Origin of the sequence: Neorhizobium petrolearium, assembly GCF_029854435.1 — a bacterium.
GTDB lineage: Bacteria > Pseudomonadota > Alphaproteobacteria > Rhizobiales > Rhizobiaceae > Neorhizobium > Neorhizobium petrolearium.
In genome coordinates this window covers 1626177-1650420 of sequence record NZ_CP123000.1, presented here as the reverse complement: position 1 = coordinate 1650420, position 24244 = coordinate 1626177, and the positions used below count along the sequence as shown (strand labels likewise).

Genomic DNA, 24244 nt, shown 5'->3' with positions numbered 1-24244 from the left:
CGATTTTCGGGCCGATGCGCCAGTTGACGATCAACTGTCATCGAACTGACGCATGACAATGCTGTCCTCGGTGCCAAAGCCCGCCGAATCGACATCACTACACATTACCTTCGAGTGATTGCACGAAGCCGCATTGGAGTGATCGTGAATGGAATACTACCTTGCCATCGCTGCGATAGCCTTCCTGCTCGTCAATCTCGTCAGCATAATCATCGCAGCACGGCGGCTCTCGCCGAGCGGTTCTGCGGCTCCATCCCTTCCCAAACAACCTCCCGCATCGATCGTCATCCCTGCCTGCGGGATCGAGAATTTTACCTCCTTGACGCTCGCGCATGCCTTCGCGCTCGACTGGCCACATTATGAGCTGATCTTTTGCGTTGCGGACGAACGGGATCCGGTTGTCTCCAAGATTCAGGATGCGATTGCGGCCCATCCCGCGGTTCCTGCACGCATCCTCATCGGCGACGACCGCATAAGCGCCAATCCGAAGCTGAACAACTGTGTCAAAGGATGGCGCGCAGCGACAAACGACTGGGTCATATTGGCCGACTCGAACGTACTCATGCCGCCCGACTACGTGCAGCACCTCATGGCCGGCTGGCGAAAAGACACCGGCGTTGTCTGTTCGACACCTCTCGGTTCGCGGCCGGACGGTTTCTGGGCCAAGGTCGAATGCGTGTTTCTCAATACGCATCAGGCCAGGTGGCAATATGCCGGGGAGGCCGTCGGGTTTGGTTTCGCCCAGGGCAAGAGCATGCTTTGGTACAAGCCGATGCTCAATGCCGAGGGCGGCATTGAAGCACTGGCGGCGGAGATAGCGGAAGATGCTGCCGCCACGAAGCTGGTCCACGGGATCGGACGAAAGGTCCATCTTGTTGCTTCGCCTTTCGAGCAGCCGCTCGGTCGACGCAACCTCGCCGAAATCTGGGGCCGCCAGAGCCGATGGGCGAGGCTCCGCCGTGTCACATTTCCCGCCTATTTTGCACCCGAAATCCTGCTCGGCAGCCTGCCGCCGCTCCTTTTTGGAATTGCCGCCGCTCTGATAGCCGATGTCAGCGCGACCGCCGTCGCAGTCGCAGTTCTCCTCGCCACCTATCTCCCGGAATTTGGCCTCGCTCTGGCGAAGAACTGGCCTGTTTCGCTTGCATCCTTCGCCGCAATGATGGTGCGCGACATCATGATGCCCGCGATCTGGCTTAGGAGCTGGATCGGCGGCTCGTTCGAGTGGCGCGGCAGTACGATGACAATCGGCACTGAAGGGTCAGAACTGAACACGCCTTCGGCGGCGTGACGTTCGGCATGTTCGGCATCTTGGGAATGTCACCGAAGGATACCTATCCTTCAGGAATGGACACCAGTGAAAGATGGCGACCCCTGCAGGACTCGAACCTGCGACCTGCTGCTTAGAAGGCAGCTGCTCTATCCAGTTGAGCTAAGGGGCCGATCCCGACAGCGTCCGGCATCACAATGCCTGTGGCCGGACCGCGAAATCAGTGTGTCCAGGGTTGGACGCGGTTGAAGCGAAAATTGTCGGTGTACGAAACGACCTGGCGGGCCGGGTCCTTCGGCTGGATCACCCGGTATTCGATACCTTCACGCTTGGCATAGGCTTCCGCCTGTTCCCGGGTCTCAAAAGTCAGCCGCAACTGCTGTTTCATATCGCCGGAAGACGTATAACCGAGAATCGGATCAATGCGGCGCGGCTGTTCCTGATCGAATTCCAAGACCCAGAGATGGGTCTTGGCCTTGCCGGACTGCATAGCGGTTTTTGCGGGGCGATAGATCTTTGCGGACATTCCTGTGACGCTCCATGGACTGGACCGGCGCAAGCCTCGCCTGAAAGCGTGGTCGGAGTGGAGAGATTCGAACTCCCGACCCTCTGGTCCCAAACCAGATGCGCTACCAGACTGCGCTACACTCCGTTCCTACGTTGACTGCGAGATACACGGTTCCTTTTTGTGTCGCAACATCAAAATAAGGCCTTAGCCCATCAAAGGAAAAGTTAAGTGGGGATCACCACTGATTGCCGATGCGCTTGCCGACCGCCTTGTCGCCCACCTTTATGCCAAGCGCCTTCGCCCGGCCGGCATTGATCTCCAGCACGAATTTCACCGGTCCCTGCGAATCGATGATATCCCGCGAGAAGGGCACGGCGTTCTCCTTGATATGGGAAATCGTGCCGTCCCCCTGGAGGAACAGCATGTCGAGGGCGAGAACGGTGTTCTCCATCCACATGGAAACCCGCCGAGCCTGGCCAAAGTCGAACAGCATGCCGTGATCCGGCGCCATTTCCTTGCGATACATCAGGCCATGCTGCCGCTGCGCGTCGGTGACCGCCAACTCGATCGAAAGCCTGTGAGTCTCGCCAGCCGCCGTCCTGATCGAAAGCTCGTCGCGCGGGAACGTCATCTCCTGCGCGATCGCTGCCCCCGCCAGGAGCAGAAAAAGCGCCGCAAGGGCGCTTTTGATAACTTTCAACGAAATACGCATCAGTGTGACCGACTCACAGGATTGGGATTGTCGGGATGAATTTCGGCGGCCATCAGGCCTTTGTCGCCAGGCCCGTAGCGGACCAGGACCACCTGGCCGGGGCGCAATTCGGTGAGGCCGAAGCGCCGTAGCGTCTCCATATGCACGAAAATATCTTCTGTCCCCTCGCCGCGCGTCAGGAAGCCGAAACCCTTGGTGCGGTTGAACCATTTAACCAAGGCGCGTTCGAGCCCGCTGGTAGCAGTCACTTGTACGTGCGTGCGAACCGGCGGAAGCTGCGAGGGATGCACGGCGGTCGACTGATCCATGGAGAGGATACGGAAGGCCTGGTAGCCACGATCCCGCTTCTGGATCATCGCCACGATGCGGGTCCCCTCAAGGATCGTCTGGTAACCGTCGCGCCTGAGGCAGGTCACGTGCAGGAGAACATCCTGCATGCCGTTATCGGGAACGATGAAGCCGAATCCCTTGGCCACGTCGAACCACTTTACGACGCCGGTGATCTCGATCAGCTCAACCGGCTCACCCGAGAGCTCCTCGAAACCGGCAACGCCCTTCGATGACATCCTGTCTGCCATATCCTGTCGGCCCCTCGATTACGCGTTACGACGTGACGGTTTAACTGATTCCCGAAGGATAGATTAACATCCCGCTAACCGTCCAGCGCAAGTCCCCGTCTTGGCTTTATCCACCTTCATCTCTATTCAGGGTGGCTTGCTCCAGGCTGACGTCTGCGCCATATCCGTACGGCATTCATCGGAGGGAGACATCATAATGCGTTATCTTCATACCATGGTCCGGGTGAAAGACCTGGATGCTTCGCTTCATTTCTATACAACTGTTTTCGGGTTGAAGGAGATTCGGCGCAGCGAAAACGAAAAAGGCCGTTTCACTCTGGTTTTCCTCGCCGCGTCAGACGACCTCCAGGCTGCCGAGAAAAATCTCGCGCCTTGCATCGAGCTTACCTATAACTGGGACACCGAAGACTATACGGGCGGGCGCAATTTCGGTCACCTCGCCTATGAAGTCGACAACATCTACGACTTCTGCAAGCATCTGCAGGATAACGGCATCACCATCAACCGCCCGCCACGCGAGGGCCGCATGGCCTTCGTCAAGTCTCCCGACGGCATTTCCATCGAACTCCTCCAGAAGGGCGAGAACCTGCCGGTCGCCGAGCCCTGGGCGTCGATGCCAAATATCGGCACATGGTAATTCCCTCCGGCGCGGCGCTCTTCAAATCGCCGCGCCGGTCCTCACCCAACCTTGCCTCAAGCTGACCCGACACTCGCGCGCCGGCCTCACACGGCTTGTCCACCCGGCACTTCCGGGAGATGCTCCAAATCACGATTCGACGCGAGCTGACGGGGCTTCCCTTGCCAAAAATGCCTTTCTCTTCTTCGAGCATCCGCATGGCGCTGGCTGCTGCATCCGTTTCCGCCTTGTTGCTGAGCGGCTGCACCACGACGAAGGAAACCGCCGAAGCAGGCATATCGCAGCCTGAAACGACAAAGCCGGCGAGCGCCAAGGGGATTCTCGCCAAAGGCGGAACCATCGCTTCGAACCGCTATGTCGATCCGGTGATCTCCAAGGCTTCGGGAAAGCAACAAGCCCAGGCGCAAACTCCTCCCGCGTCCACCGCGTCGCCGAACGAGAGCGGTTTTCCGGTCGCTCCCACCGCTCCGCAGCCCTCCTCTATCGCCGGCCTCGCGACCCAGCCGACAGCCATCCGTGCCGGCAGCAGCACGATCTTCTCGTCCAATCCGCCGGCTTCCGCGCCTTCCACCTCCCCGTCTGCCAGCGGTCCGGTTCCGGCCGAACTGCCAAGGCGTAATTTCAACGCCACAACCGCAAGCCTCTTCGGTCTTCAGCAGGCCGTTCCTGCCGCGACATGCGGCACCGATCCGCAGGGCAATCCGTTAACTTGCTGATTCGACGCTATTTTTGTCCCTAAATTCGACCGCACGACACCTGTCATTTTTTTGCAAAAAAGATGGTTTTGGCGCTTGCGGGAAAGAAATCACCTCTCTATAAGATCGCTCACCGCACGCGCCCTTCGTCTATCGGTTAGGACGCCAGATTTTCATTCTGGAAAGAGGGGTTCGACTCCCCTAGGGCGTGCCACTTCCTTCTCCCAAGTTTTTGTTTTTGCTTCCCTATCTGCTGATCGCCGGCGGCATTTGCGCGCGCCATTTTTTTGCGTCCGCCAAGTGGAAAAAGTGCATTTTTGCGCTTGCGGGAAGTCAGCACCCTCACTATAAGGGCGCTCACCGCACGCGCCCTTCGTCTATCGGTTAGGACGCCAGATTTTCATTCTGGAAAGAGGGGTTCGACTCCCCTAGGGCGTGCCATCCAGCATTTTTTGCATTCCATCTTTTTCATAGTATGGTGCTGATCGTCAGCAGCAGGCGCCCATCGTCTAGCGGTCAGGACGCCGCCCTCTCACGGCGGTAACACGGGTTCGAGTCCCGTTGGGCGTACCACTTCCCTCTTCAAAATGAACTGATCGCGTTTATACCGCTTTTACCGCGTCGAGCAGGCGGAGCTGGATCCGGCGGTTGCCCTGCCAGTGGTCGGCGCTCAGGCAACCGGCGGCGTGGATCTGGCTTCCTCGCGAATTGAGCAGCATGTTTCCGAGCGGCGTCTCAGCGGCGCGGAAAGCGATTCCTTCAATCCTCGAGCCGTCCACCGCCTCCAGCGTCACCTTGATATGCGCCGTGCCGACCAACCGCGCATCCTTCAGCCGATGGGCGGGGATCGCAAAGACCGGCTGGGCATGGCCGGAGCCATAGGGGCCAGCCTGTTCGAGCATATCGAAAAGCTCCAGCGTCGCACCGGAAGCCGACAGAGCGCCATCGATCTTCAGCACATGGTTGGCGACGAGGCCCGGCACGCTTTCGCCCGCCATTTCCTCGAAGAAGGCGCGCAGACGCCCGAGATTGGCCCGATCGACCGTCAGGCCCGCCGCCATGGCATGGCCACCGCCCTTGACGAGCAGGCCAGCGTCGACGGCGGCCCGAACCATACGACCCATGTCAAAACCGTTGATCGAGCGGCCGGATCCCATCCCCTTGCCGGACGGATCGAAAGCGATCGCAAAGGCCGGACGCCTGAACTTCTCCTTCAGTCGCGCGGCGATCAGTCCGACGATGCCGGGGTGCCATTTCTCGCTTGCCGTCACCAGCACTGACGCGCCCTCGCCCGTTCCGTATTCGGCAAGCACTTCGGCTTCCGCTTCAGCGAGCATGGCCGCCTCCATCGCCTGCCGCTCGCGGTTGAGCTCATCCAGCCGACCGGCGATCTCTTCGGCCTCGACCGCGTCGTCCAGCGTCAGCAGACGACTGCCCAGCGCCGCATCGCCGATGCGGCCACCGGCATTGATACGCGGACCGACGAGGAAACCCATGTGATAGGGCGTCACCGGCCCGCCAAGCCCAGCCTTGCGAAAAAGTGCTGCGAGGCCTGCATTGCCCATATGGCGCGCGGCAAGCAGCCCCTTGACCACATAGGCGCGATTGAGGCCCTTGAGCGGCACCACGTCGCAGACGGTCGCGAGCGCCACGATGTCCAGCCAGGCGAGCAGGTCGAGCGACTTTGCGCGCGGATCGCCACGCTCACGCAGAAGGCGCGCGGCGGCTACGAGCACCATGAAAACCACACCGGCGGCGCAGAGGTGGCCCTGGCCGGAAAGATCATCCTCGCGGTTGGGATTAACGAGCGCCAGGCATGGGGGCAGTTCGTGGCCGAGCTGGTGGTGGTCGATGACCACGACGTCGCAGCCTTCGTCGCGGGCGGCAGCGAGCGCATCATGGCTGGTGGAGCCGCAATCGACGGTGACGATGAGTCCTGCACCGTTGGCGATCAACTGGCGGATCGCCGTCGGATTGGGGCCGTAGCCCTCGAAGAGGCGGTCCGGGATGTAGATTTCCGCGTCGACGCCGAAATGCCGGAGGAAGCGATAGAGGAGCGCGGAAGAGGCGGCGCCATCGACGTCGTAATCACCGAAGATCGCTACCTTCTCGCGCCTTGCGATGGCATCGGCCAGACGGTTCACCGCCTTTTCGCAATCTGTCAGGGTGAAGGGCTCCGGCATCAGCGAACGGATGGTCGGATCGAGGAAGGCCGGAGCATCGTCGAGCGTAACACCGCGCCCTGCCAGAACGCGGGCAACAAGATCGGGGATGCCATGGATCTGGGCAATCGCGAGCGCCCTGTTTTGCGCCGCCTGGTCGAGACGCGATACCCAGCGCTGATCGCTTGCAGAGCGTTCAACACCCAGGAATGCGCGCGGGACGGGATCAACCGTTTCCGCCGCCGACGAAAGCGCGGAGATGAGTCTGGTCATCGATCGCTTTTAGCGCATTCGAGGAGAAACAGTAATCCACCCTACCGAACCATCGTGTGGATTGCGTCCTCTCCTGAATTTATTGTGAGCTCTCAGAGCGAGAACCAGATTATCGCACACGCGGCCAAGCCTATCAGGGCCGCAAAGAAGACGAGCATGAAGCTCCAATTCCCGCGCCCTTCGAAATCGTCACTCGCTTGATCGTTTGCATGGACCAGATGCAAGGTCCGCGAACCCATCGACTTGTCGACGGCTCCACCAATTCCCAGCCGGTAGGCCTTTTTCCCAGTGTTCATGGTGATCACGCAAGCGCCTCCTCGCGATGGTGATTACACCTGACAATCTACGCCCGGGAACCTCGCCCGGCTAGTCTTGAAATCCTCATAAAGCCTGCTTTTTTGACGGCGGGTTCAGGACCATACCGTCCCTTCCGCGCATAAAAAGGCCGGCAAGGAAGCCGGCCATTTTCCTGAAATCCTAGAAGGCTTTAGGCCGCTCGATGCGGATCACCTGAGGCTCCCCGACGAGATAGCTTTCCGTCTTGATCGCATCGACCGCCTTGCGGATCGAAGCCTCGGTCGTCGCATGGGTGACGAGGATGATCGTCTTGGGGCTGTCGTCGCCGGCTTCCGGTGTTGCGCGCTGCACGATCGATTCGAGCGAGATGGCGTTTTCCGCCATGCGCGTCGCGATCGAGGCGAAGACGCCGGTGCGGTCGGCCACCGTCAGGCGGATGAAATAGCCGCCCTCGTGGCTGCGCATGCGCGCGCGCTTGTAGGGAGCGAGCGATGCAGCCGGCGTGCCCAGCACCGGCACGCGTTGCGCGCCCGGACGGCTCTTGGCGATATCGGCGATATCGCCCAATACGGCGGATGCCGTCGCATTGCCGCCGGCACCGGGGCCAACCATCAGCAACTCGCCAAGGATATCGGATTCGATCGCCACCGCATTGGTGACGCCGTCGACCTGCGCAATCACCGTGTCGTGCGGCACCATGGTCGGATGCACGCGCTGCTCTATGCCGCTCTCGGTCTTTTGTGCAACGCCGAGCAGCTTGATGCGGTAACCGAGATCGGACGCGGCGCGGATGTCCTCGATCGAGATATTGGTGATGCCTTCGAGATAGATTTCGTCGGCGGCGATTTCGGAGCCGAAGGCCAGCGTCGTGAGGATGGCAAGCTTGTGGGCCGTGTCGTTGCCTTCGATGTCGAAGGCCGGATCGGCTTCGGCGTAGCCCAGACGCTGCGCTTCCCTGAGGCAGTCGGCAAAGGACAGGCCCTCCTTCTCCATACGGGTCAGGATGTAGTTGCAGGTGCCGTTCATGATGCCGTAGACGCGCGAGACGGTATTGCCCGTCAGGGATTCGCGCAGCGCCTTGATGACCGGAATGCCGCCGGCGACCGCCGCCTCGAAATTGAGGAGCGCGCCCTTTTCCTCGGCGATCTTCGCGAGTTCCACGCCGGAGGCGGCGAGCAGCGCCTTGTTGGCGGTCACCACATGGAGACCCCGCTCCAGCGCCGCCCGGACGGAGTTCGCGGCCGGTCCATTGGCGCCGCCCATCAGTTCCACGAAGACGTCGATATCGGCTTCTGCTGCCAGTTTTTCCGGTGTATCGAACCAGGCGATGCCGGAAATGTCGATGCCCCGGTCGCGATTGCGGTCGCGGGCCGTCACGGCCGTGATCTCGATCGCACGGCCGCACGTGACGGCGAGTTCGTTCGCGCGATTCTGGATGATCCGGACGAGCGAGGCACCAACGGTGCCGAGACCCGCAATCCCGACTTTGAGGGCATCTGACATGCTATTCTTCCTGGTTCCTGGGGAGGAGGAGGCGGACCACGGGGACCCGCCTCATGCTAAAGAAATCCGATCAGCGGCGCGTATTGAGCGAGATGACGTTGTGCATCGTGTCATCCGCCGTCGACAGGAACTTCTTGATGTTGCGCGCGGCCTGGCGGATACGATGCTCGTTCTCGACGAGCGCCAGACGGACGTAGTCGTCGCCCATTTCGCCGAAACCGACGCCCGGCGCGACCGCGACATCCGCTTTCTCGACAAGAAGCTTCGAAAACTCCAGCGAACCGAGGTGGCGGAATTTTTCCGGGATCTTCGCCCATGCGAACATGGTCGCAGCCGGCGGCGGCACTTCGAAACCGGCCTTGCCGAAACTCTCGACCATCACGTCGCGGCGGCGCTTGTAGATGTTGCGGACCTCCGCAATGTCGGAACCGTCGCCGTTCAGCGCGTGGGTAGCGGCCACCTGGATCGGCGTGAAGGCGCCGTAGTCGAGATAGGATTTCACCCGCGTCAATGCGGAGATCAGGCGCTCGTTGCCGACGGCAAAACCCATGCGCCAGCCGGGCATGGAGAAGGTCTTCGACATGGAGGTGAATTCGACGGCGATATCCATCGCGCCCGGCACCTGCAGCACGGACGGCGGCGGCTCGCCTTCGAAGTAGATTTCCGAATAGGCCAGATCCGACAGCACGATGATGTCGTGCTTCTTCGCGAAGCTCACCACTTCCTTGTAGAAATCGAGCGATGCCACATGTGCCGTCGGGTTGGACGGATAGTTGAGAATCAGCGCCAGCGGTTTCGGGATCGAATGCTTCACGGCGCGTTCGAGCGGCGGGAAGAAACTGTCGTCCGGCTCGACCGACATGGAGCGGATCACGCCGCCCGCCATCAGGAAGCCAAAGGCATGGATCGGATAGGTCGGGTTCGGGCAGAGGATCACGTCGCCTGGCGCGGTGATCGCCTGCGCCATATTGGCAAAGCCTTCCTTGGAGCCCAGCGTCGCGACGACCTGGGTCTCAGGGTTCAGCTTGACGCCGAACCGGCGGGCGTAATAGGCGGCCTGGGCGCGGCGCAGGCCCGGAATACCCTTGGAAGACGAATAGCGGTGCGTGCGCGGGTCCTGCACCACTTCGCACAGCTTGTCGACGATCGCTTTCGGCGTTGGAAGATCGGGATTGCCCATGCCGAGATCGATAATGTCGGCGCCACCCGCTCGCGCGCTCGCCTTCAAACGGTTGACCTGTTCGAAAACGTAGGGCGGCAGACGCCGGACTTTATGAAACTCTTCCATGGCTCCCTCGAAAAAATAGATGCGGAAAGCAGGCCTCATTGCGCTGCTTCGTGGCGCATCCTAGACGATTTGTGATTTGCGGCCAAACGGGCCGAAACGCAAGCGCTATTTGGCGATGTTGGCCAAGGCGTCGTTGCCGTGCTCGGCAGCGAGCTTGCGATATTCGGCGACGCGTCGCTGATACTCGGCTTCCGAGATCGAGCCGGTCCTGCGGGCGCGGGCCAGTGCGGCAAGCCGCGGCTCGCTCTTATGGTAATCGTCATCTTCGATCTGCTCTGCGGCAGCCGTCAGAGTCGGGGCGAAGGTGGGATAGATGCCGGTGTTTTTCTTGACGAGCGGACCGGGCGCCGGCGAGGTGCTGGACTGGGCGACGACGGCGGGCGGCGGCGTGTTGGGAATGCCGTCGTCGAGCGCGAAGCTCTGGCTGTTGCAGCCGGTCAAAAGAGGCAGTGCGCCAAGACCCACCCATAGCGGTATGCCGACGATTCCATGCCTCAGTTTTTCCATTTCCGTAACCCAGTTTTCGTGCCGGCAATATATCTACCTGAACGCGCCGATCGCTGGCACTTGTATTCGCTTTCGGGCACAATGTACAAACGAAAACAAACGAGAATTCGCTGGGAGGCCGTGCGTGACGGAAAAGACCGAGGATAAGGGCGGCACGGGACAGGAATTTCCGGGCTTCGATCCCAAATCGGTCGAGGCCTATATGGTCAGGGACCCGCACGCGCTTGCGATGAATGTCGCTCGGGCGCTGGAGAATCTCGGCAAGGCGGCGTCGGAATGGCTCAAGCCCCGAGAGAGTGGCGAGATCGTCGATTCGGCCGCCGACCCGATGACCGATCTCGTGAAGACGCTCTCGAAAGTGACGGAATACTGGATCTCCGATCCGAAGCGGACGCTGGAAGCGCAGACGCTGCTTTTCTCGAGCTACATGGGCATCTGGATGCGCAGCTTGAGCCGGTTCTCCGGCCAGCCGGTCGAACTCGCGCCGGAAATGTTGCCCAACGACAAGCGTTTTGCCGATCCCGACTGGGTGAAGAACCCGTTCTTCGCCTTTTTGAAGCAGGTCTATCTGGTCACCGCCTCCTGGGCAGAAAAGCTGGTCAGTGACGCCGAGGGATTGGACGAACACACCAGACATAAGGCCGCTTTCTACGTGAAGCAGATCACGTCGGCTCTTTCGCCGGTCAATTTCGCGCTCACCAACCCGGAAGTCTATCGCGAGACGATCGCAACCAGCGGCGCCAACCTCGTAGCCGGCATGAAGATGCTCGCCGAAGACATCGCCGCCGGCGGCGGGGAACTGAGGCTGCGCCATACGGACGCGACCAAGTTCGCCATCGGCCACAATCTGGCGCTCACGCCGGGCAAGGTCATCGCCCAAAGCGATATCTGCGAAATCCTGCAATACGAACCTTCGACCGAGACCGTGCTGAAACGGCCGTTGATGATCGTGCCGCCCTGGATCAACAAGTTCTACATTCTCGATCTCAACCCGCAGAAGAGCTTCATCAAGTGGTGCGTCGACCGGGGCCACACTGTCTTCGTCATCTCCTGGGTCAACCCGGACGAGCGGCACGCCAGGAAGGATTGGGAATCCTACATGCGCGAGGGGATCGATTTCGCGCTCACCACGATCGAAAAGGCGACCGGCGAGAAACAGGTGAACGCGGTCGGCTATTGCGTCGGCGGTACGCTCCTCGCCGCCACGCTTGCCTATCACGCAAAGCAGAAGAACCGCCGGATCGCTTCCGCGACCTTCCTCACGACGCAGGTGGATTTCACCCATGCGGGCGATCTGAAGGTTTTCGTCGACGAGGAACAGATTGCTGCGATCGAAAAGCAGATGGATGCGGCCGGCTTTCTCGAAGGTTCGAAGATGGCAACCGCCTTCAACATGCTGCGCGCTTCCGAACTCATCTGGCCCTATGTCGTCAACAACTACCTCAGGGGCCAGGAGCCACCGCCCTTCGATCTGCTCTACTGGAATTCCGATTCGACCAGGATGGCAGCCGCCAACCATGCCTATTACCTGCGCAACTGCTATCTCAGCAACAATCTGAGCAAGGGTGAGATGAAGCTCGGCGGCAAGTTGGTTTCCCTCAAGGACATCAAGATCCCGGTCTACAATCTCGCAACCCGCGAGGATCATATCGCGCCGCCGAAATCCGTCTTCCTCGGCTCTTCGCTGTTCGGCGGACCTGTCGATTTCGTGCTGACCGGCTCCGGCCATATCGCCGGCGTCGTCAATCCGCCCGACAAACAGAAGTACCAATACTGGACGGGCGGCAAGGTGAAGGGAGATTTCGAGGATTGGTTTGCCAAGGCTGAGGAGAGCAAGGGGTCCTGGTGGCCGCACTGGCATCAATGGATCGAGGCGAAGGACGACGCCCAAGTCCCGGCCCGCAAGCCCGGCGGCTCGGCACTCAACGCGATTGCCGACGCGCCCGGCACCTATGTGCTTGCCCGCATCTGACCGCCCTTCGCCATGCGCTTTAATCCGCCGCTCGTTCCCGCGACCCTTTTGCAGCGCTACAAGCGCTTCCTCTTCGATGCGGTCGCAGAGGACGGCACGCCGTTTACCGGCTCCTGCCCCAATACCGGCTCGATGCGTGGGCTGACGGCTCCGGGTTCACGTATCTGGGTGTCGATGCATGACAGCCCGACCCGCAAATACCGGCACATGTTCGAGATGATCGAGGTGGATGGCGAAACGGTCGGCATCAATACCGGCCTGCCGAACCGGCTTGCAGAGGAGGCAATCCGCGCCGGTCTTATCCCGAGCCTCGCCAGCTACGGGGCGATTTTGCGCGAACAGCGCTATGGCCGCAATTCGCGCATCGATTTCCTGCTCTCCGGGGATGGCCTGCCGGATGCCTATGTCGAAGTGAAGAACGTCCATTTCATGCGGGAAACCGGATTGGCCGAATTCCCCGATACCGTGACCAAGCGCGGCGCCAAGCATCTGGAGGAACTGGGCGACATGGCGGAAGCCGGTCACCGGGCGGTGATGATCTACCTGATCCAGCGGCACGATTGCACGCGCTTTTCGATCTGCGCCGACCTCGACCCGCTCTATGCCCTGGCCTTCGAGCGGGCAAAATCCCGCGGCGTCGAAGCCTATGCGGTCCGCTGCCGCGTTTCGCCCGAAGAGATCGTCCCTTCGGGACTGATTCCGGTCGACGGTCTCGGTTAACGCTTCTCGGCCGCCTTGTAGACGGCATTCCGGTCACGCCGGCCAACTGCGATCACTAGCACGATCAGTTGCGCATCGCGGACCTCGTAGACGAGACGATAACCGGCGCTTCTGAGCTTGACCTTGTAGCGGTCCTTGGCGCCGTAAAGCTGGGCGGAGGGCACGCGCGGATTTTCAAGCCGCTCGGCAAGCTTCTTCCTGAATTGATCGCGGATATTGGCGTCGAGCTTTCGCCACTCCTTCAAAGCAACGTCGAGAAAGGCGAGCTCATAGCTCATCCAGCGTCACCTTGACGACGGCTTCCCCTGCCCGGCTGTCCGCCAGCGCATTGAGTTCAAGGTCTTCGAGCCTATCCATCATGACTTCGTAAGCCTTGGCGGGAATGCAATAAAAGGCCGGCTCGTTGCGGTTCAGGATGGCGACCGGGGCTCCCTCGCCTGCGGCGACGGTTCCCATTGGATTGCGCTTCAGTTCCGATACGCTGGCTGTCACTTCGGCAAGGACAACGCTAACCATGGCTCTCTCTTTCGTATATCAATCCGCTCCTTATATAGAGCGCTAAACAGCACTTTAAAAGGCTCTTTCAGTGCGATCAATCCACATCGCCGCCAACAAACCGCTCACGATTCGCTGAACCCGATGGACGAACCCTGTCCTGCTGCTTTATGAACGGAGGAATTGCGAGAGAAGAACCATGGTCAACTACATCGAGGCGGTTTCCGCCCCTCTTAAGAACACGGGCGCGATCCGTCTCTATACTCCGGAAGACTTTGCCGGCATGCGCAAGGCCTGCCTGCTCACGGCACGCTGCCTTGACGAACTCGCGTCGATCGTCAAGCCCGGCGTCACCACCAGTGCAATCGACCGCTTCGTCTTTGAGTTCGGCATGGATCATGGTGCCCTGCCTGCCACGCTGAATTATCGCGGCTACAAATATTCGGTCTGCACCTCGATCAACCACGTCGTCTGCCACGGCATGCCGGATGACAAGCCGCTGCGCGAAGGCGACATCGTCAATATCGACGTCACCTATATCCTGGATGGCTGGCACGGGGATTCGAGCCGCATGTATCCTGTCGGACAGATCAAGCGCGCCGCCGAGCGCCTGCTCGAAGTCACCTATGAATGCCTGATGCGCGGCATCGCGGCCGTCCGCCCAGGCGCGCGCACCGGCGCGATCGGTGAAGCGATCCAGACCTATGCGGAAGGCGAACGCTGCTCGGTGGTGCGCGATTTCTGCGGCCATGGCGTCGGACGGCTTTTCCATGACTCGCCAAACATCCTGCATTACGGCCGCGCCGATGAAGGCCCGGAAATGAAGGAAGGCATGATCTTCACGATCGAGCCGATGATCAATCTCGGCAAACCGCATGTGAAAGTGCTTTCCGACGGCTGGACGGCGGTTACCCGCGACCGCTCGCTTTCGGCGCAATACGAGCATGCCGTCGGCGTGACGGCCACAGGCTGCGAGGTCTTTACGCTGTCGCCCGCGGGTCTCGACCGGCCGGGCCTGCCGCCGCTTTCGAGGTAGCCATGGCGAACCGCTCGGCCTCTCCGCCGGACGATCAGGCGTCCTTCATCGAGGACGAGCGCGGCTTTTTCGCCGAACAGCTTTCCAAGCCGAAAGCCATCAGGAAATCGACGGCTCTGGACAAGGAAGAGCCGAGCGCCCATTACCATGGCCATCGCGAGCGACTGCGCACCAAATACCGCGACCATGGCGACACAGCACTCGCCGATTACGAAGTCCTCGAACTGCTGCTCTTCCGGCTGATCCCGCGGCGCGACACCAAGCCGATCGCCAAGGCCCTGATCGATCGTTTCGGGACGCTGGCCGGGGTCTTCGGTGCGCCGCCGGCGCTGCTGCAGGAGGTCAAGGGCGTCGGTGAGGCCGTAGCACTGGACCTCAAGCTCGTCGCGACTGTCGGCCAGCGGATGCTGAAAAGCGAGTTGCGCGGCAAGCAGGTGCTCTCCTCCTGGTCATCGGTCATCGATTATTGCCATGCCGCCATGGCCTACGAATCCCGCGAGCAGTTCCGCATCCTCTTTCTCGACAAGCGCAATGCGCTGATCGCCGACGAGGTGCAGGGTCACGGCACGGTCGACCACACGCCGGTCTATCCGCGCGAAGTGGTGCGCCGGGCGCTGGAGCTTTCCGCCACCGCCATCATTCTGGTCCACAACCATCCGAGCGGCGACCCGACGCCCTCGCGCGCCGATATCGACATGACGAAGACGATCATCGATACGGCGAAGCCGCTCGGGATCACGGTGCACGACCACATCATCATCGGCAAGGACGGGCATGTGAGCCTGAAAGGCCTCAGGCTGATCTGATTTCCCGGACGTTAGGCCACCTGCACCAGGTGGCCTTCGGAAACCTCACGATATTCCCGCTTCGGCGGCCGGTAATCCATCGGGCGCACGGGGCTCTTCAGTTCCTCGTTGGAAATGCCGCGGCGGATGCCGCGCCGCGCCGGGTCCGGCACCGGAACGGCAGCCATCAGCTTCTTCGTATAGGGATGCTGCGGGTTCTCGAAGACCGCCGCCCGCGGGCCGATCTCGACGATCTCGCCGAGATACATCACCGCCACCCGGTGGCTCACCCGCTCCACCACCGCCATGTCATGGGAGATGAACAGGAAGGCGAGGTTCAGGCTCTGCTGCAGGTCGAGCAAAAGGTTGCAGACCTGCGCCTTGATCGACACGTCGAGCGCCGAGACGCTTTCGTCCGCCACGATCACCTTCGGGTCGAGCGACAGCACCCGGGCGATCGCGATGCGCTGCCGCTGGCCGCCGGAGAATTCGTGCGGATAGCGGCTCGCCATGTCGGGTGAAAGCCCCACCTTGCGCAAGAGGTCGGCGGTCTTCTCCCTCGCCTGCTTCGCCGTCCCGAGCCTGTGCTTGATGAACGGCTCGGCAATCGCCTGGCCTACCGTCATGCGCGGGTTGAGCGATGAAAACGGATCCTGGAAGATCATCTGGATCGTCTTGCGCATGTTGCGCAGACCAACCTGGTCGAGATGCAGCACGTCGTAACCGTCGAGCGCCACCTCGCCGCCGGTCGGCTCGATCAGCCGCATGATGGAGCGACCGGTCGTCGACTTGCCGCAGCCGGATTCACCGACCAGTGACAACGTCTCACCCTGAAAGAGATCGAAGGAAATGTTCTCGACCGCATGCACCGCACCGGTCTGGCGCGCGAAGAGGCCGGAGCGGATCGGAAAGCGGGTGACGAGGTTCCTGACGGCAAGGACCGGCGTCTTGCGCGTATCGACGGTGCCCGCGACCTCGGCGGGTTCGGCCGCTTCGCCGGTCGAAACATCGACAACCGGGAAACGGGTCGGCCATTTGCGGTTCCGCATCGAGCCGAGCCGCGGCACGGCGGAGAGAAGTGCGCGCGTATAGGGGTGCTTGCCGCGGTGGAAGATTTCCTCCGTCGGGCCGCTCTCCACCGCCTCGCCGCGATACATGACGATGGTGCGGTCGGCGATCTCGGCGACGACGCCCATATCGTGCGTGATGAAGAGGACGGACATGCCCTCTTCTTCCTGCAGCACCTTGATCAGATCGAGGATCTGTCCCTGGATGGTGACATCAAGCGCCGTTGTCGGTTCGTCGGCGATGAGCAGTTTCGGCCTGGAGGCGAGCGCCATGGCGATCATCACCCGCTGGCGCATGCCGCCGGAGAACTGGTGCGGGTAATCGTCGAAGCGCGCCGAGGCGTTCGGAATGCGCACCTTTTCCAGAAGCCGCACCGTCTCGGCGCGCGCCTCGTGTTTCGACAGGCCCTTGTGGCGGGTCAGCACTTCCGAGATCTGCCGACCGATGGTGAAGATCGGGTTGAGCGAAGTCATCGGCTCCTGGAAGATCATCGAGGCGTCGTTGCCGCGCACGCCGCGCATCTCCTTCTCGGAGAGCGCCAGCAGGTTCTTGCCGGCCAGCAGGATCTTTCCCTCGATGCGGCTCGAACCCGGCGAAAGCAGCCGCATGATCGAGAGCGATGTGACGCTCTTGCCGGAGCCGGATTCCCCGACGATCGCCACCGTTTCGCCGGGGCCGACGTCGAAGGAGACGTCGCGCACGACGCTCTTCCATTCGCCGTCGACCAGGAAGGAGGTCGTGAGGTTCTTGACGGAAAGGACGGGTGTTTCGCTCATTGGGGCTTCCAGGGCGTGGCAAAGGAGGCGGAGGGGCGGCCTTCCGCCTCGCGGGCGGCTTCAAGCGCTGCGATCTTCTCGTCGATCACACGGCGGTCGATCATGCCGTGCGGGTTCTCGCGAGTCGGCATGGTCTCGGCGACATGCAGGTAACGCTCCTGCGCCACCGCGTAGAGCCGCCGCAGTTCACGAAGCGGATCGGTATGATCGTCGGCGTGGATGCGCAGCCACGGATAATCCTGGTCGCGATAGATAACCATGGCGGCGGATTGCTTGCCCCGCTTGTCACCGCCGGCCGCCTCGCCCGCATCCATGGCATCGAGCAGCCGTTCGGCAAGCGGCGCGCCGGCCGCCGCCCTCTCCTTATAGACGCGCAGCGTCTCGGCGATCACCTCAGGCCCGGCCAGCATGTTGCCGGCGACGGACACATTGTCGTCCACCAGATGGCCGGCCCAGTCGACGCAGTTCTCGCCGGTATAGGCGGCGTTGCGGCCGCTCGCGTCGATCAGGTGGAACTGGCGCTGCCGCCGCCCGTCGTCGCGGGCCGTCAGCGTCCCGACGATCTCTTCCGGCAACTTTCCCTCTTCGAGCAGCTTCAGCCCGTCCGTACCGTAGAGCGGACTGACGAAGGCCTGGGTGGCGACCGCGCCCACCCTTCCCCTGATATGCGGCACGGCGGCGCCGACGGCGAAGAAGCGGCTCGCGACGGCAATCCCCAGATGACCCGTTTGCGGGTCGCGCGCGACGATCGACCATGTCATGGACTACCTCCCTACCGCATAGGCCTGCATCAGGCGCGGCGTCGCCGCCGCCCGCATCAGGCCGTCCGCATCGCGGCGGGCGGCGGTCAGGCGGCCGACGCTCCAGGGATCGGCCACCGTCACCTGATGACCGCGGCGGCGCAGTTCGTCCAGGACCTCGGCGCCGATATTGCTTTCCACCATAATGTTCCCGGGCTCACTGGTGCGCGGATAGAAGGAGCCAGGGAAATGCGTCGTGTGGAAGAGCGGCATGTCGATCGCAGCCTGCAGGTTCTTCTTGTAGTGGACGTAGCGCAGGAAGAACGGCAGTTGCCACTGGTCCTGCTGGTCTCCGCCGGGCGTGCCGAAAACCAGCGTCGGCCGGCCCTGATGCAGCGCAAGCGATGGCGTCAGCGTGGTGCGCGGCCGCTTGCCCGGTGCGAGCGAGGTCGGCAGGCCGGGCTTCAACCAGAACATCTGGGCACGCGAATTCAGTGCGAAACCAAGGCCGGGCACGATCGGCGAAGACTGCAGCCAGCCACCGGACGGCGTGGTCGAGACCATGTTGCCCCATCGATCGATGACGTCGATATGCACCGTGTCGCCGCGCTTCTCGGTGAGGTGCGACATGGTCGGCTCGTAAACCGCCCCCTTGCCGCTTACTTGCGCCAGCATCGCCATCGTCAGGTCGAACTGGTTGTCGTAACCCGGCACGCGGCCGGGGCGGAGTTCAAGCGAGGCTTCCTTGGTGATCAGCTTGCGGCGCTCGGCGTTGTAGCCTTCCGACAGCAGGTATTCGGTCGGGATCTGCGCGAATTCCGGATCGCCGTAATAGACCTCGCGGTCGGCATAGGCGAGCTTCATGGCTTCGACGACGACATGCACGAAGTCCGGGCCCGTCGGGTCCATCGTCGACAGGTCGAACCCCTTCAGCAGCGCCAGGGACTGAAGCAGCACTGGGCCCTGACCCCACGCCGGCGTCTTGGCGACCGTCCAGTCGTGGTAGTCGTAGGTCTGCGGTGCCTCGATGGTGGCACTCCAGTTCGCCATGTCGTCGGCGTTGAGAACGCCCTTATGCCTGGCGCCGCTTGCATCCATGACCGCGGTGGTGCTCACATACTTGTCGATCGCCTCCGCCACGAAGCCGCGATAGAAGGCGTCGCGGGCAGCCTCGATCTGGTTTTCGCGGCCGGTCTTCGCCTCGGCCTCGGCAATGATCCGCTTCCAGGTTTCGGCGAGAACCGGGTTCCTGAAATTCGCCTGCGGCTCGGGTGCGGCGCCGCCCGGCAACCAGGTCGCGTAGGAGGTCGGCCATTCCTTCTCGAAGAAGCCGGCAAGCCCCTTGATGGTGGCGGAAACACGGGCAAGCACCGGATGGCCGTTCTCGGCGTAATAGATCGCCGGCTCCAGCACTTCGCGAATGCTCATCGTGCCGTAGTCGCGCAGCATCAGCATCCAGCCGTCGAAGGCGCCCGGAATGACGGTCGCGAGCAGGCCGTCGCCGGGGATCAGCGTCAGGCCTTCCGACGTATAGTGCTCGATCGTCGCGCCGGCCGGCGCCGGCCCTTGCGCGCAGATGACCTCGACCTTGTCATTCTTTTTCGAGTAGAAGACGGCCGGCATGTCACCGCCCGGACCGCAGAGATGCGGCTCGACGATCTGCAGCACGAAGCCGGTCGCAACCGCCGCATCGAAGGCATTGCCGCCCTTTTCCAGGATCGCCATGCCGACGGCGGATGCAATCCAGTGGGTGGAGGTGACGACGCCGAACGTGCCGAGAATCTCGGGCCTTGTGGTGAATTCAGTCATAATATCGATATTCCTTTCAAATCAGGATTCGCGCGGGTCGAGCGCGTCGCGCAGGCCGTCGCCGAGCAGATTGAAGCCGATCACCACGAGGAAGATCGCCGCGCCCGGCCACATCGCCATCCACGGCGCCTGGGTGAGAAAATTCTTGGCGACGTTCAGCATCGAGCCCCAGGAGGGCGCCGGCGGCTGCTGGCCGAGGCCGAGGAAGGACAGGCTGGCCTCGGCGATGATGGCGGTCGCCACCGTCAGCGTCGCCTGCACGATGATCGGTGCGAAGACGTTCGGCAGGATGTAACGAACCATGATCTCCACATGGTTCAGGCCGACGGCACGCGCGCCTTCGACATAATCTTCCGTCTTTACCGCAAGCACCTGGCCACGGGTCAGCCGCACGAAGATCGGCATGGCCGAAAGCCCGATGGCGATCATCGCGTTCATCAGGCTCGGCCCCAGGAAGGCGGCGAGCGCGATCGCCATGATCAGGAACGGCATGGCGAGCAGCGCCTCGGTGATGCGCGAGATCACCATATCCACCCAGCCGCCGAAATAACCGGAAACGAGGCCGAAGGGCACGCCGATCACGACGGCGATCGCCACCGAGACGACGCCGGCCATCAGCGATGCCTGCGCACCCCAGATCATCCGGGAGAGAATATCGCGGCCAAGATCGTCGGTGCCGAGCCAGTACGCCGCGGACGGCGCCTTGCGGATCGCCGACCAGCTCGTGGCGATCGGATCGATGATCGGCAGGATCGGCGCGGCGACCGCCAGAATGGCGAAGAAAAGAACGATTGCCGCGCCGACGAGTGCGCTTCTGTTTCGCGTCATCTTGCGCCAGGCGCGGCTTTCCCCGCGCTTTGCCACCGTTATGGACGGCACTTGATCGATCGTGGTCATAGGGCTGCCCTCAGACGCGGATTGAGCAGAACGTAGAGAACGTCCGCGATGAGATTCATGAGGATGAAGCCAGCGGCCGTGCACAGCACGACGCCCTGCACCACCGCATAGTCGCGGTTGAAGACGGCATCGACGATCAGCTTGCCGAAACCCGGAATGGTGAAGATCTGTTCTGTCAGGACCGCGCCAGCAAGCAGCTCGCCGAAAAGCAGCGCCGAGAGCGTGACGACGGGAAGCAGCGCGTTGCGGAAACTGTGGCTCAGGACGACCTCGCGGGGCGAAAGCCCCTTGGCGCGGGCGGTGCGGATATAATCCGCGCTCATGACGCCCACCATGGCGGAGCGCGTGTGGCGCATGAGCTGGGCTGCGAGCGCGGTGCCGAGCACAAAGGCCGGCATGATCATGGTCTGCAGGGAGCGCACGGGGTCAACAAAAATCGACTCGTAGCCGGAGGCCGGCAACCAGCCGAGATTGACCGAAATCAGCAGGATCAGCATGATTCCGAGCCAGAAATTCGGGATCGACAGCCCGGAAAGCGCGAAGATGTTCGCGATATAGTCGAGGGCCGTATTCTTCTTGACGGCGGCCAGGATGCCGGTCGGTATGCCGATCACGAAGGCGATGATCATCGACATGACAGCAAGCTGAATGGTCACCGGCAACTTCTGCAGGATGAGTTCGAGCACCGGTTGATTGGTCCTCAGTGAAATGCCGAAATCGCCCTGCACGATGCCGCCGAGCCAGCGGACATATTGCACCGGCACGGGATCGTTCAGATGGTATTTCTCGCGCAGGAATTCGATCACCGCCGGATCACGCTCCTCCCCGGCCATGGCGAGAATCGGATCGCCGGGCAAGAGCTTCTGCAGCGAAAAGACGAAGACGGAGATGATCAGCAGGGTCGGGATGGCGACCAGCAGACGCTTTCCAATATAGACAGGCATGATGCCGTCCCTTGTTGAAGTATGCGGTTCAAAGGTGCGAGGGAAAGATGCCGCACGGGGATCCCCGCGCGGCACCGGCAGATCAGCCTTCCTTCTTGACGCCTTGCAGGCGGATCATCCCGTCCGGGCTCGGCACAAAGCCGCTGACGCTGTTCTTGTAAGCCCAGATCCACGACTGGTGGCCGAGATAGATGACCGGCAGTTCGTCGTTCAGGATGGCGGTCGCCGCGTCGTACTTCTCCTTGCGGATCGCATCGTCGGTCGAGGCGCGCGCCTCGTTGAGCAACTTGTCGACTTCCGGGTTGCAGTATTTGGTATCGTTGATGCCGCCCTTGCAGGTGACGAACTGATGGATGTTGCCGTCGGGATCGACGCGGCCGGACCAGTCGGAGCGGCTGAGCTGGTAGTTGCCACGGGTCTGCTCGTCGAGCAGGGTCGCAAATTCCGTCGACTTCAGGCTGACGTCGAAACCGGCTTCCGCCACCATCGACTGGACGATCTGCATCATCTGCTGGGCGACCGGGTTGTTCGGAATCTGCATCTCGATCGGCACACGGTCGAAGCCGGCTTCCTTGATCAAGGCCTTGGCCTTTTCGACATCGCGCGCCGGGACCGGAATCGCTTTGTTGAACCACGGGCTGTTCGGCGGGAAAGGCTGGTTGCCGCCGACGGCCGTGCCTTCATAGACGATCTGGGTCAGGGCATCGCGATCAATCGCCAGCGAGAAGGCCTGGCGCAGGCGCTTGTCCTTGCCGAACGGATTGTCGGCGCGCGGGCCGTTGCCGATGTTCGCATAAAGCGCCATGTAGCCGATGTTGACGACGGCATCATATTTCAGGCCGGAATCCCCCTTGACTGACGCAACATCCGTCGGCGCCAGACGCTCGATGAAATCGAGGTCGCCGGAACGCAGGTTGGCGAGGCGGACGGTCGTATCCGGGATCGGAAGGTAGGTGACCTTGTCGATGAAGACCTTGTCCTTGTCCCAGTAATCGGCGAACTTTTCGAGTACGATGCGGTCCTGCTGGACGCGCTCGACGAATTTGAACGGGCCGGCGCAGGCAGGCTTGGAACCGAAGTTGGCGCCGAGTTCCTTGGCCGCCGTCGGCGAAACGATCATGCCGGCGCGGTCGGAAAGCTGGGCGAGCAGCGTCACGTCCGGAGCCTTCAGCGTAAACTTGACTTCCAGCGGGCCGGTCGCCTCGACCTTTTCCACCGAGGAGAGCTCGCTCTTGCGTCGGGATTCGGGCAGCGTCATGTTGCGTTCGATCGTGGCGACCACGGCGGCCGCATCGAGCGGCGTTTCGTCATGGAACTTGACGCCCTCGCGGATCTTCATCGTCAGTTCCTTGCCGTCGGCGGACCAATTCCATTCGGTCGCAAGCTGCGGAACGATTTTCAGATCCGGGGAGACATCGACCAGCTTGTCGCACATGGCGGTGTAGACGATGCGGCCCACGAAGGTGCGGGACTGGGCCGGGTCGAGAACATCCGCATCGTCCTGCAGACCGATACGGAGTTCGGCGGACATGGCCGGAAGGGCAAACAGCGCGCCAGCAAGCAACGCTGTCGTCAGCTTGGCAAGTCGTTTCATATGGTCATTCCTCTCTTTTGGTTCTCTGGTTCCTGTTTTTCTGCTGTCCGGCTTGGCTGCCGGCTTCTCATGCAGTCGCGTTCCTTGTCTTCAAATCCTCCGGGGCAGTCTCCGCGCCCCCGTGATCGACGGAGGTCGCACGGATCAGCACCTCCTGGAGCCCGAGAAGATGTTCGCGCATCGCCTCCCCGGCTCGCGCCGGGTCCCGTGCCTCGATCGCATCGATGATGCCGGCATGCTGGATATGGATGGCGCCCTGTCGGCGGTTGCTGGCACGCGCCCGCTCCCGGATCGCCTGCCAGGCCTCGTCCTGGCGAACACGGTTGATGAGGTCGAAAATCGACAGGAAGAGCTGGTTGCCGGCCGCCTGCGCGATCTGGCGGTGAAACGCGCCGTCCCAAAGTTCCTTTGAATCCGCGTCAGTGCTCTCGGCGATCTTGCGGGCAAGATCGCGCATCTTCTCCACGTCGCGGGGCTTGGCGCGCATGGCAGCAAGCTGGGCAAGCTGCGGCTCGATCCTCAACCGGACTTCCATGATTTCCATGAAATCGGTGCCGGCGACGAGATCGCCGAGATGTTCGCTCCAGCGGGCGGGCCGCTCGCCGATGAACGTTCCCGAGCCCTGGCGGCGCCAGATCAACCCCTCGGCCTCCAGCACTTCGAGCGCTCGGCGCACCGCGCGGCGGCTGATCCCGAGCATCTCGGCCAATGCCCGCTCGGTCGGCAGACGTCCCTCAGCGCCGAATTCCCCGGCAGCCATAAGCTCCCTCAGGCGATCAAGCGCATAGTTCGAATTGTCGTGAGCCTCGCTCGTTTTCCCCTGAACCATTTTTGTACCAATTCTTGATTGGTTCAAGTGGATGGCATTTCGCGTGCCCAGTCAAGACACTTTTTCATCAATTTTTGCAGCGCACAAAATTTGTGCAGAAAGGTCGGAATCGAGGCTTGGACGCGCCGCAATCAAAACTTTAGAATAGG

General features: G+C 61.8%; 24 protein-coding genes and 5 tRNA genes. 10 read left to right on the top strand and 19 right to left on the bottom strand.

Going from position 1 to position 24244, the window contains the following annotated elements:
- Positions 1–148 precede the first annotated feature (148 nt).
- Complete coding sequence (locus QEO92_RS08525) at positions 149–1291, top strand: glycosyltransferase (protein ID WP_227702715.1); 1143 nt, start codon at positions 149–151, stop codon at positions 1289–1291.
- A gap of 74 nt (positions 1292–1365) precedes the next feature.
- On the opposite strand, the gene QEO92_RS08520 is transcribed toward QEO92_RS08525, so the two are convergent.
- The 5 genes from QEO92_RS08520 to QEO92_RS08500 all read right to left on the bottom strand — a co-directional run bounded on the left by QEO92_RS08520 (position 1366) and on the right by QEO92_RS08500 (position 3068).
- Positions 1366–1442: transfer RNA gene (locus QEO92_RS08520), tRNA-Arg, on the bottom strand.
- A gap of 48 nt (positions 1443–1490) precedes the next feature.
- Positions 1491–1796 carry an ETC complex I subunit gene (locus QEO92_RS08515; protein WP_227702714.1) on the bottom strand — a complete coding sequence of 102 codons (306 nt, stop codon included), beginning with the start codon at positions 1794–1796 and terminating at the stop codon, positions 1491–1493.
- A 49-nt stretch (positions 1797–1845) separates the two neighbouring features.
- Positions 1846–1922, bottom strand: a tRNA-Pro gene (locus QEO92_RS08510).
- 91 nt (positions 1923–2013) lie between these two features.
- Positions 2014–2490, bottom strand: coding sequence for a DUF192 domain-containing protein (locus QEO92_RS08505; RefSeq protein ID WP_227702713.1), 477 nt, complete (start codon positions 2488–2490; stop codon positions 2014–2016).
- Positions 2490–3068 (bottom strand): cold-shock protein, encoded by a 579-nt coding sequence (locus QEO92_RS08500; protein ID WP_037154893.1) that lies wholly within the window; start codon positions 3066–3068, stop codon positions 2490–2492. The genes QEO92_RS08505 and QEO92_RS08500 overlap by 1 nt, the downstream gene beginning before the upstream one ends.
- Positions 3069–3264: 196 nt before the next feature.
- Here QEO92_RS08500 and gloA point away from each other — a divergent pair, with 196 nt between their 5' ends.
- The 5 genes from gloA (at position 3265) to QEO92_RS08475 (ending at position 4973) form a co-directional block, all read left to right on the top strand.
- The gene (gene gloA / locus QEO92_RS08495) at positions 3265–3705 is read left to right on the top strand and encodes a lactoylglutathione lyase (protein WP_037154890.1); all 441 of its coding nucleotides are present in this window, start codon (positions 3265–3267) and stop codon (positions 3703–3705) included.
- Positions 3706–3902: 197 nt separating this feature from the next.
- Positions 3903–4421: a hypothetical protein gene (locus QEO92_RS08490; RefSeq protein WP_227702712.1), complete on the top strand. Its 519-nt coding sequence runs from the start codon at positions 3903–3905 to the stop codon at positions 4419–4421.
- Positions 4422–4539: 118 nt separating this feature from the next.
- A tRNA-Glu gene (locus QEO92_RS08485) sits at positions 4540–4614 on the top strand.
- A 152-nt stretch (positions 4615–4766) separates the two neighbouring features.
- A tRNA-Glu gene (locus QEO92_RS08480) sits at positions 4767–4841 on the top strand.
- A 57-nt stretch (positions 4842–4898) separates the two neighbouring features.
- Positions 4899–4973 (top strand) — tRNA-Glu (locus QEO92_RS08475).
- Between the two features lie 29 nt (positions 4974–5002).
- Here the strand turns inward: QEO92_RS08475 and recJ are convergent.
- The 5 genes from recJ to QEO92_RS08450 form a co-directional block, all read right to left on the bottom strand.
- Entirely contained in the window at positions 5003–6835 is a 1833-nt protein-coding gene (recJ, locus tag QEO92_RS08470) for a single-stranded-DNA-specific exonuclease RecJ (RefSeq protein WP_227702711.1), read from the bottom strand.
- A 92-nt stretch (positions 6836–6927) separates the two neighbouring features.
- Entirely contained in the window at positions 6928–7140 is a 213-nt protein-coding gene (locus QEO92_RS08465; RefSeq protein ID WP_037154881.1) for a hypothetical protein, read from the bottom strand.
- Positions 7141–7312: 172 nt separating this feature from the next.
- The gene (locus QEO92_RS08460; protein WP_227702710.1) at positions 7313–8635 is read right to left on the bottom strand and encodes a homoserine dehydrogenase; all 1323 of its coding nucleotides are present in this window, start codon (positions 8633–8635) and stop codon (positions 7313–7315) included.
- Positions 8636–8705: 70 nt separating this feature from the next.
- Positions 8706–9923 carry an LL-diaminopimelate aminotransferase gene (locus tag QEO92_RS08455; protein ID WP_037155344.1) on the bottom strand — a complete coding sequence of 406 codons (1218 nt, stop codon included), beginning with the start codon at positions 9921–9923 and terminating at the stop codon, positions 8706–8708.
- A gap of 105 nt (positions 9924–10028) precedes the next feature.
- Positions 10029–10430, bottom strand: a complete 402-nt coding sequence (locus QEO92_RS08450; RefSeq protein ID WP_227702709.1) for a hypothetical protein — start codon at positions 10428–10430, stop codon at positions 10029–10031.
- A gap of 124 nt (positions 10431–10554) precedes the next feature.
- On the opposite strand from QEO92_RS08450, the gene QEO92_RS08445 reads away from it, so the two are divergent.
- On the top strand, positions 10555–12402 hold the full coding sequence (locus QEO92_RS08445; protein ID WP_227702708.1) for a PHA/PHB synthase family protein: 1848 nt from the start codon (positions 10555–10557) through the stop codon (positions 12400–12402).
- A gap of 12 nt (positions 12403–12414) precedes the next feature.
- Positions 12415–13122, top strand: coding sequence for a DNA/RNA nuclease SfsA (gene sfsA / locus QEO92_RS08440; RefSeq protein WP_227702707.1), 708 nt, complete (start codon positions 12415–12417; stop codon positions 13120–13122).
- Here sfsA and QEO92_RS08435 read toward each other — a convergent pair.
- Both QEO92_RS08435 and QEO92_RS08430 read right to left on the bottom strand, forming a co-directional pair.
- Positions 13119–13400, bottom strand: a complete 282-nt coding sequence (locus QEO92_RS08435; RefSeq protein WP_227702706.1) for a type II toxin-antitoxin system RelE family toxin — start codon at positions 13398–13400, stop codon at positions 13119–13121. The genes sfsA and QEO92_RS08435 overlap by 4 nt on opposite strands.
- Entirely contained in the window at positions 13390–13638 is a 249-nt protein-coding gene (locus QEO92_RS08430; protein WP_227702705.1) for a type II toxin-antitoxin system Phd/YefM family antitoxin, read from the bottom strand. The genes QEO92_RS08435 and QEO92_RS08430 overlap by 11 nt, the downstream gene beginning before the upstream one ends.
- A gap of 178 nt (positions 13639–13816) precedes the next feature.
- On the opposite strand from QEO92_RS08430, the gene map reads away from it, so the two are divergent.
- Both map and radC read left to right on the top strand, forming a co-directional pair.
- Positions 13817–14653, top strand: a complete 837-nt coding sequence (gene map, locus QEO92_RS08425) for a type I methionyl aminopeptidase (RefSeq protein WP_227702704.1) — start codon at positions 13817–13819, stop codon at positions 14651–14653.
- 2 nt (positions 14654–14655) lie between these two features.
- Positions 14656–15459: a RadC family protein gene (gene radC / locus QEO92_RS08420; RefSeq protein WP_227702703.1), complete on the top strand. Its 804-nt coding sequence runs from the start codon at positions 14656–14658 to the stop codon at positions 15457–15459.
- Between the two features lie 11 nt (positions 15460–15470).
- Here the strand turns inward: radC and QEO92_RS08415 are convergent, their stop codons facing one another.
- From QEO92_RS08415 to QEO92_RS08385, 7 genes are all read right to left on the bottom strand, one after another.
- On the bottom strand, positions 15471–17282 hold the full coding sequence (locus QEO92_RS08415; RefSeq protein ID WP_227702702.1) for an ABC transporter ATP-binding protein: 1812 nt from the start codon (positions 17280–17282) through the stop codon (positions 15471–15473).
- Positions 17279–18043: a DUF1028 domain-containing protein gene (locus QEO92_RS08410; protein WP_227702701.1), complete on the bottom strand. Its 765-nt coding sequence runs from the start codon at positions 18041–18043 to the stop codon at positions 17279–17281. Before QEO92_RS08410 ends, QEO92_RS08415 begins: the two co-directional genes overlap by 4 nt.
- Before the next feature lie 3 nt (positions 18044–18046).
- The gene (locus QEO92_RS08405) at positions 18047–19831 is read right to left on the bottom strand and encodes a gamma-glutamyltransferase family protein (protein WP_227702700.1); all 1785 of its coding nucleotides are present in this window, start codon (positions 19829–19831) and stop codon (positions 18047–18049) included.
- A gap of 21 nt (positions 19832–19852) precedes the next feature.
- Positions 19853–20728, bottom strand: coding sequence for an ABC transporter permease (locus QEO92_RS08400; protein ID WP_227702699.1), 876 nt, complete (start codon positions 20726–20728; stop codon positions 19853–19855).
- Positions 20725–21672 (bottom strand): ABC transporter permease, encoded by a 948-nt coding sequence (locus QEO92_RS08395; protein ID WP_227702698.1) that lies wholly within the window; start codon positions 21670–21672, stop codon positions 20725–20727. The genes QEO92_RS08400 and QEO92_RS08395 overlap by 4 nt, the downstream gene beginning before the upstream one ends.
- A gap of 82 nt (positions 21673–21754) precedes the next feature.
- Complete coding sequence (locus QEO92_RS08390) at positions 21755–23266, bottom strand: ABC transporter substrate-binding protein (protein WP_227702697.1); 1512 nt, start codon at positions 23264–23266, stop codon at positions 21755–21757.
- A gap of 67 nt (positions 23267–23333) precedes the next feature.
- Positions 23334–24095: a FadR/GntR family transcriptional regulator gene (locus tag QEO92_RS08385; protein WP_227702696.1), complete on the bottom strand. Its 762-nt coding sequence runs from the start codon at positions 24093–24095 to the stop codon at positions 23334–23336.
- Positions 24096–24244 lie beyond the last annotated feature (149 nt).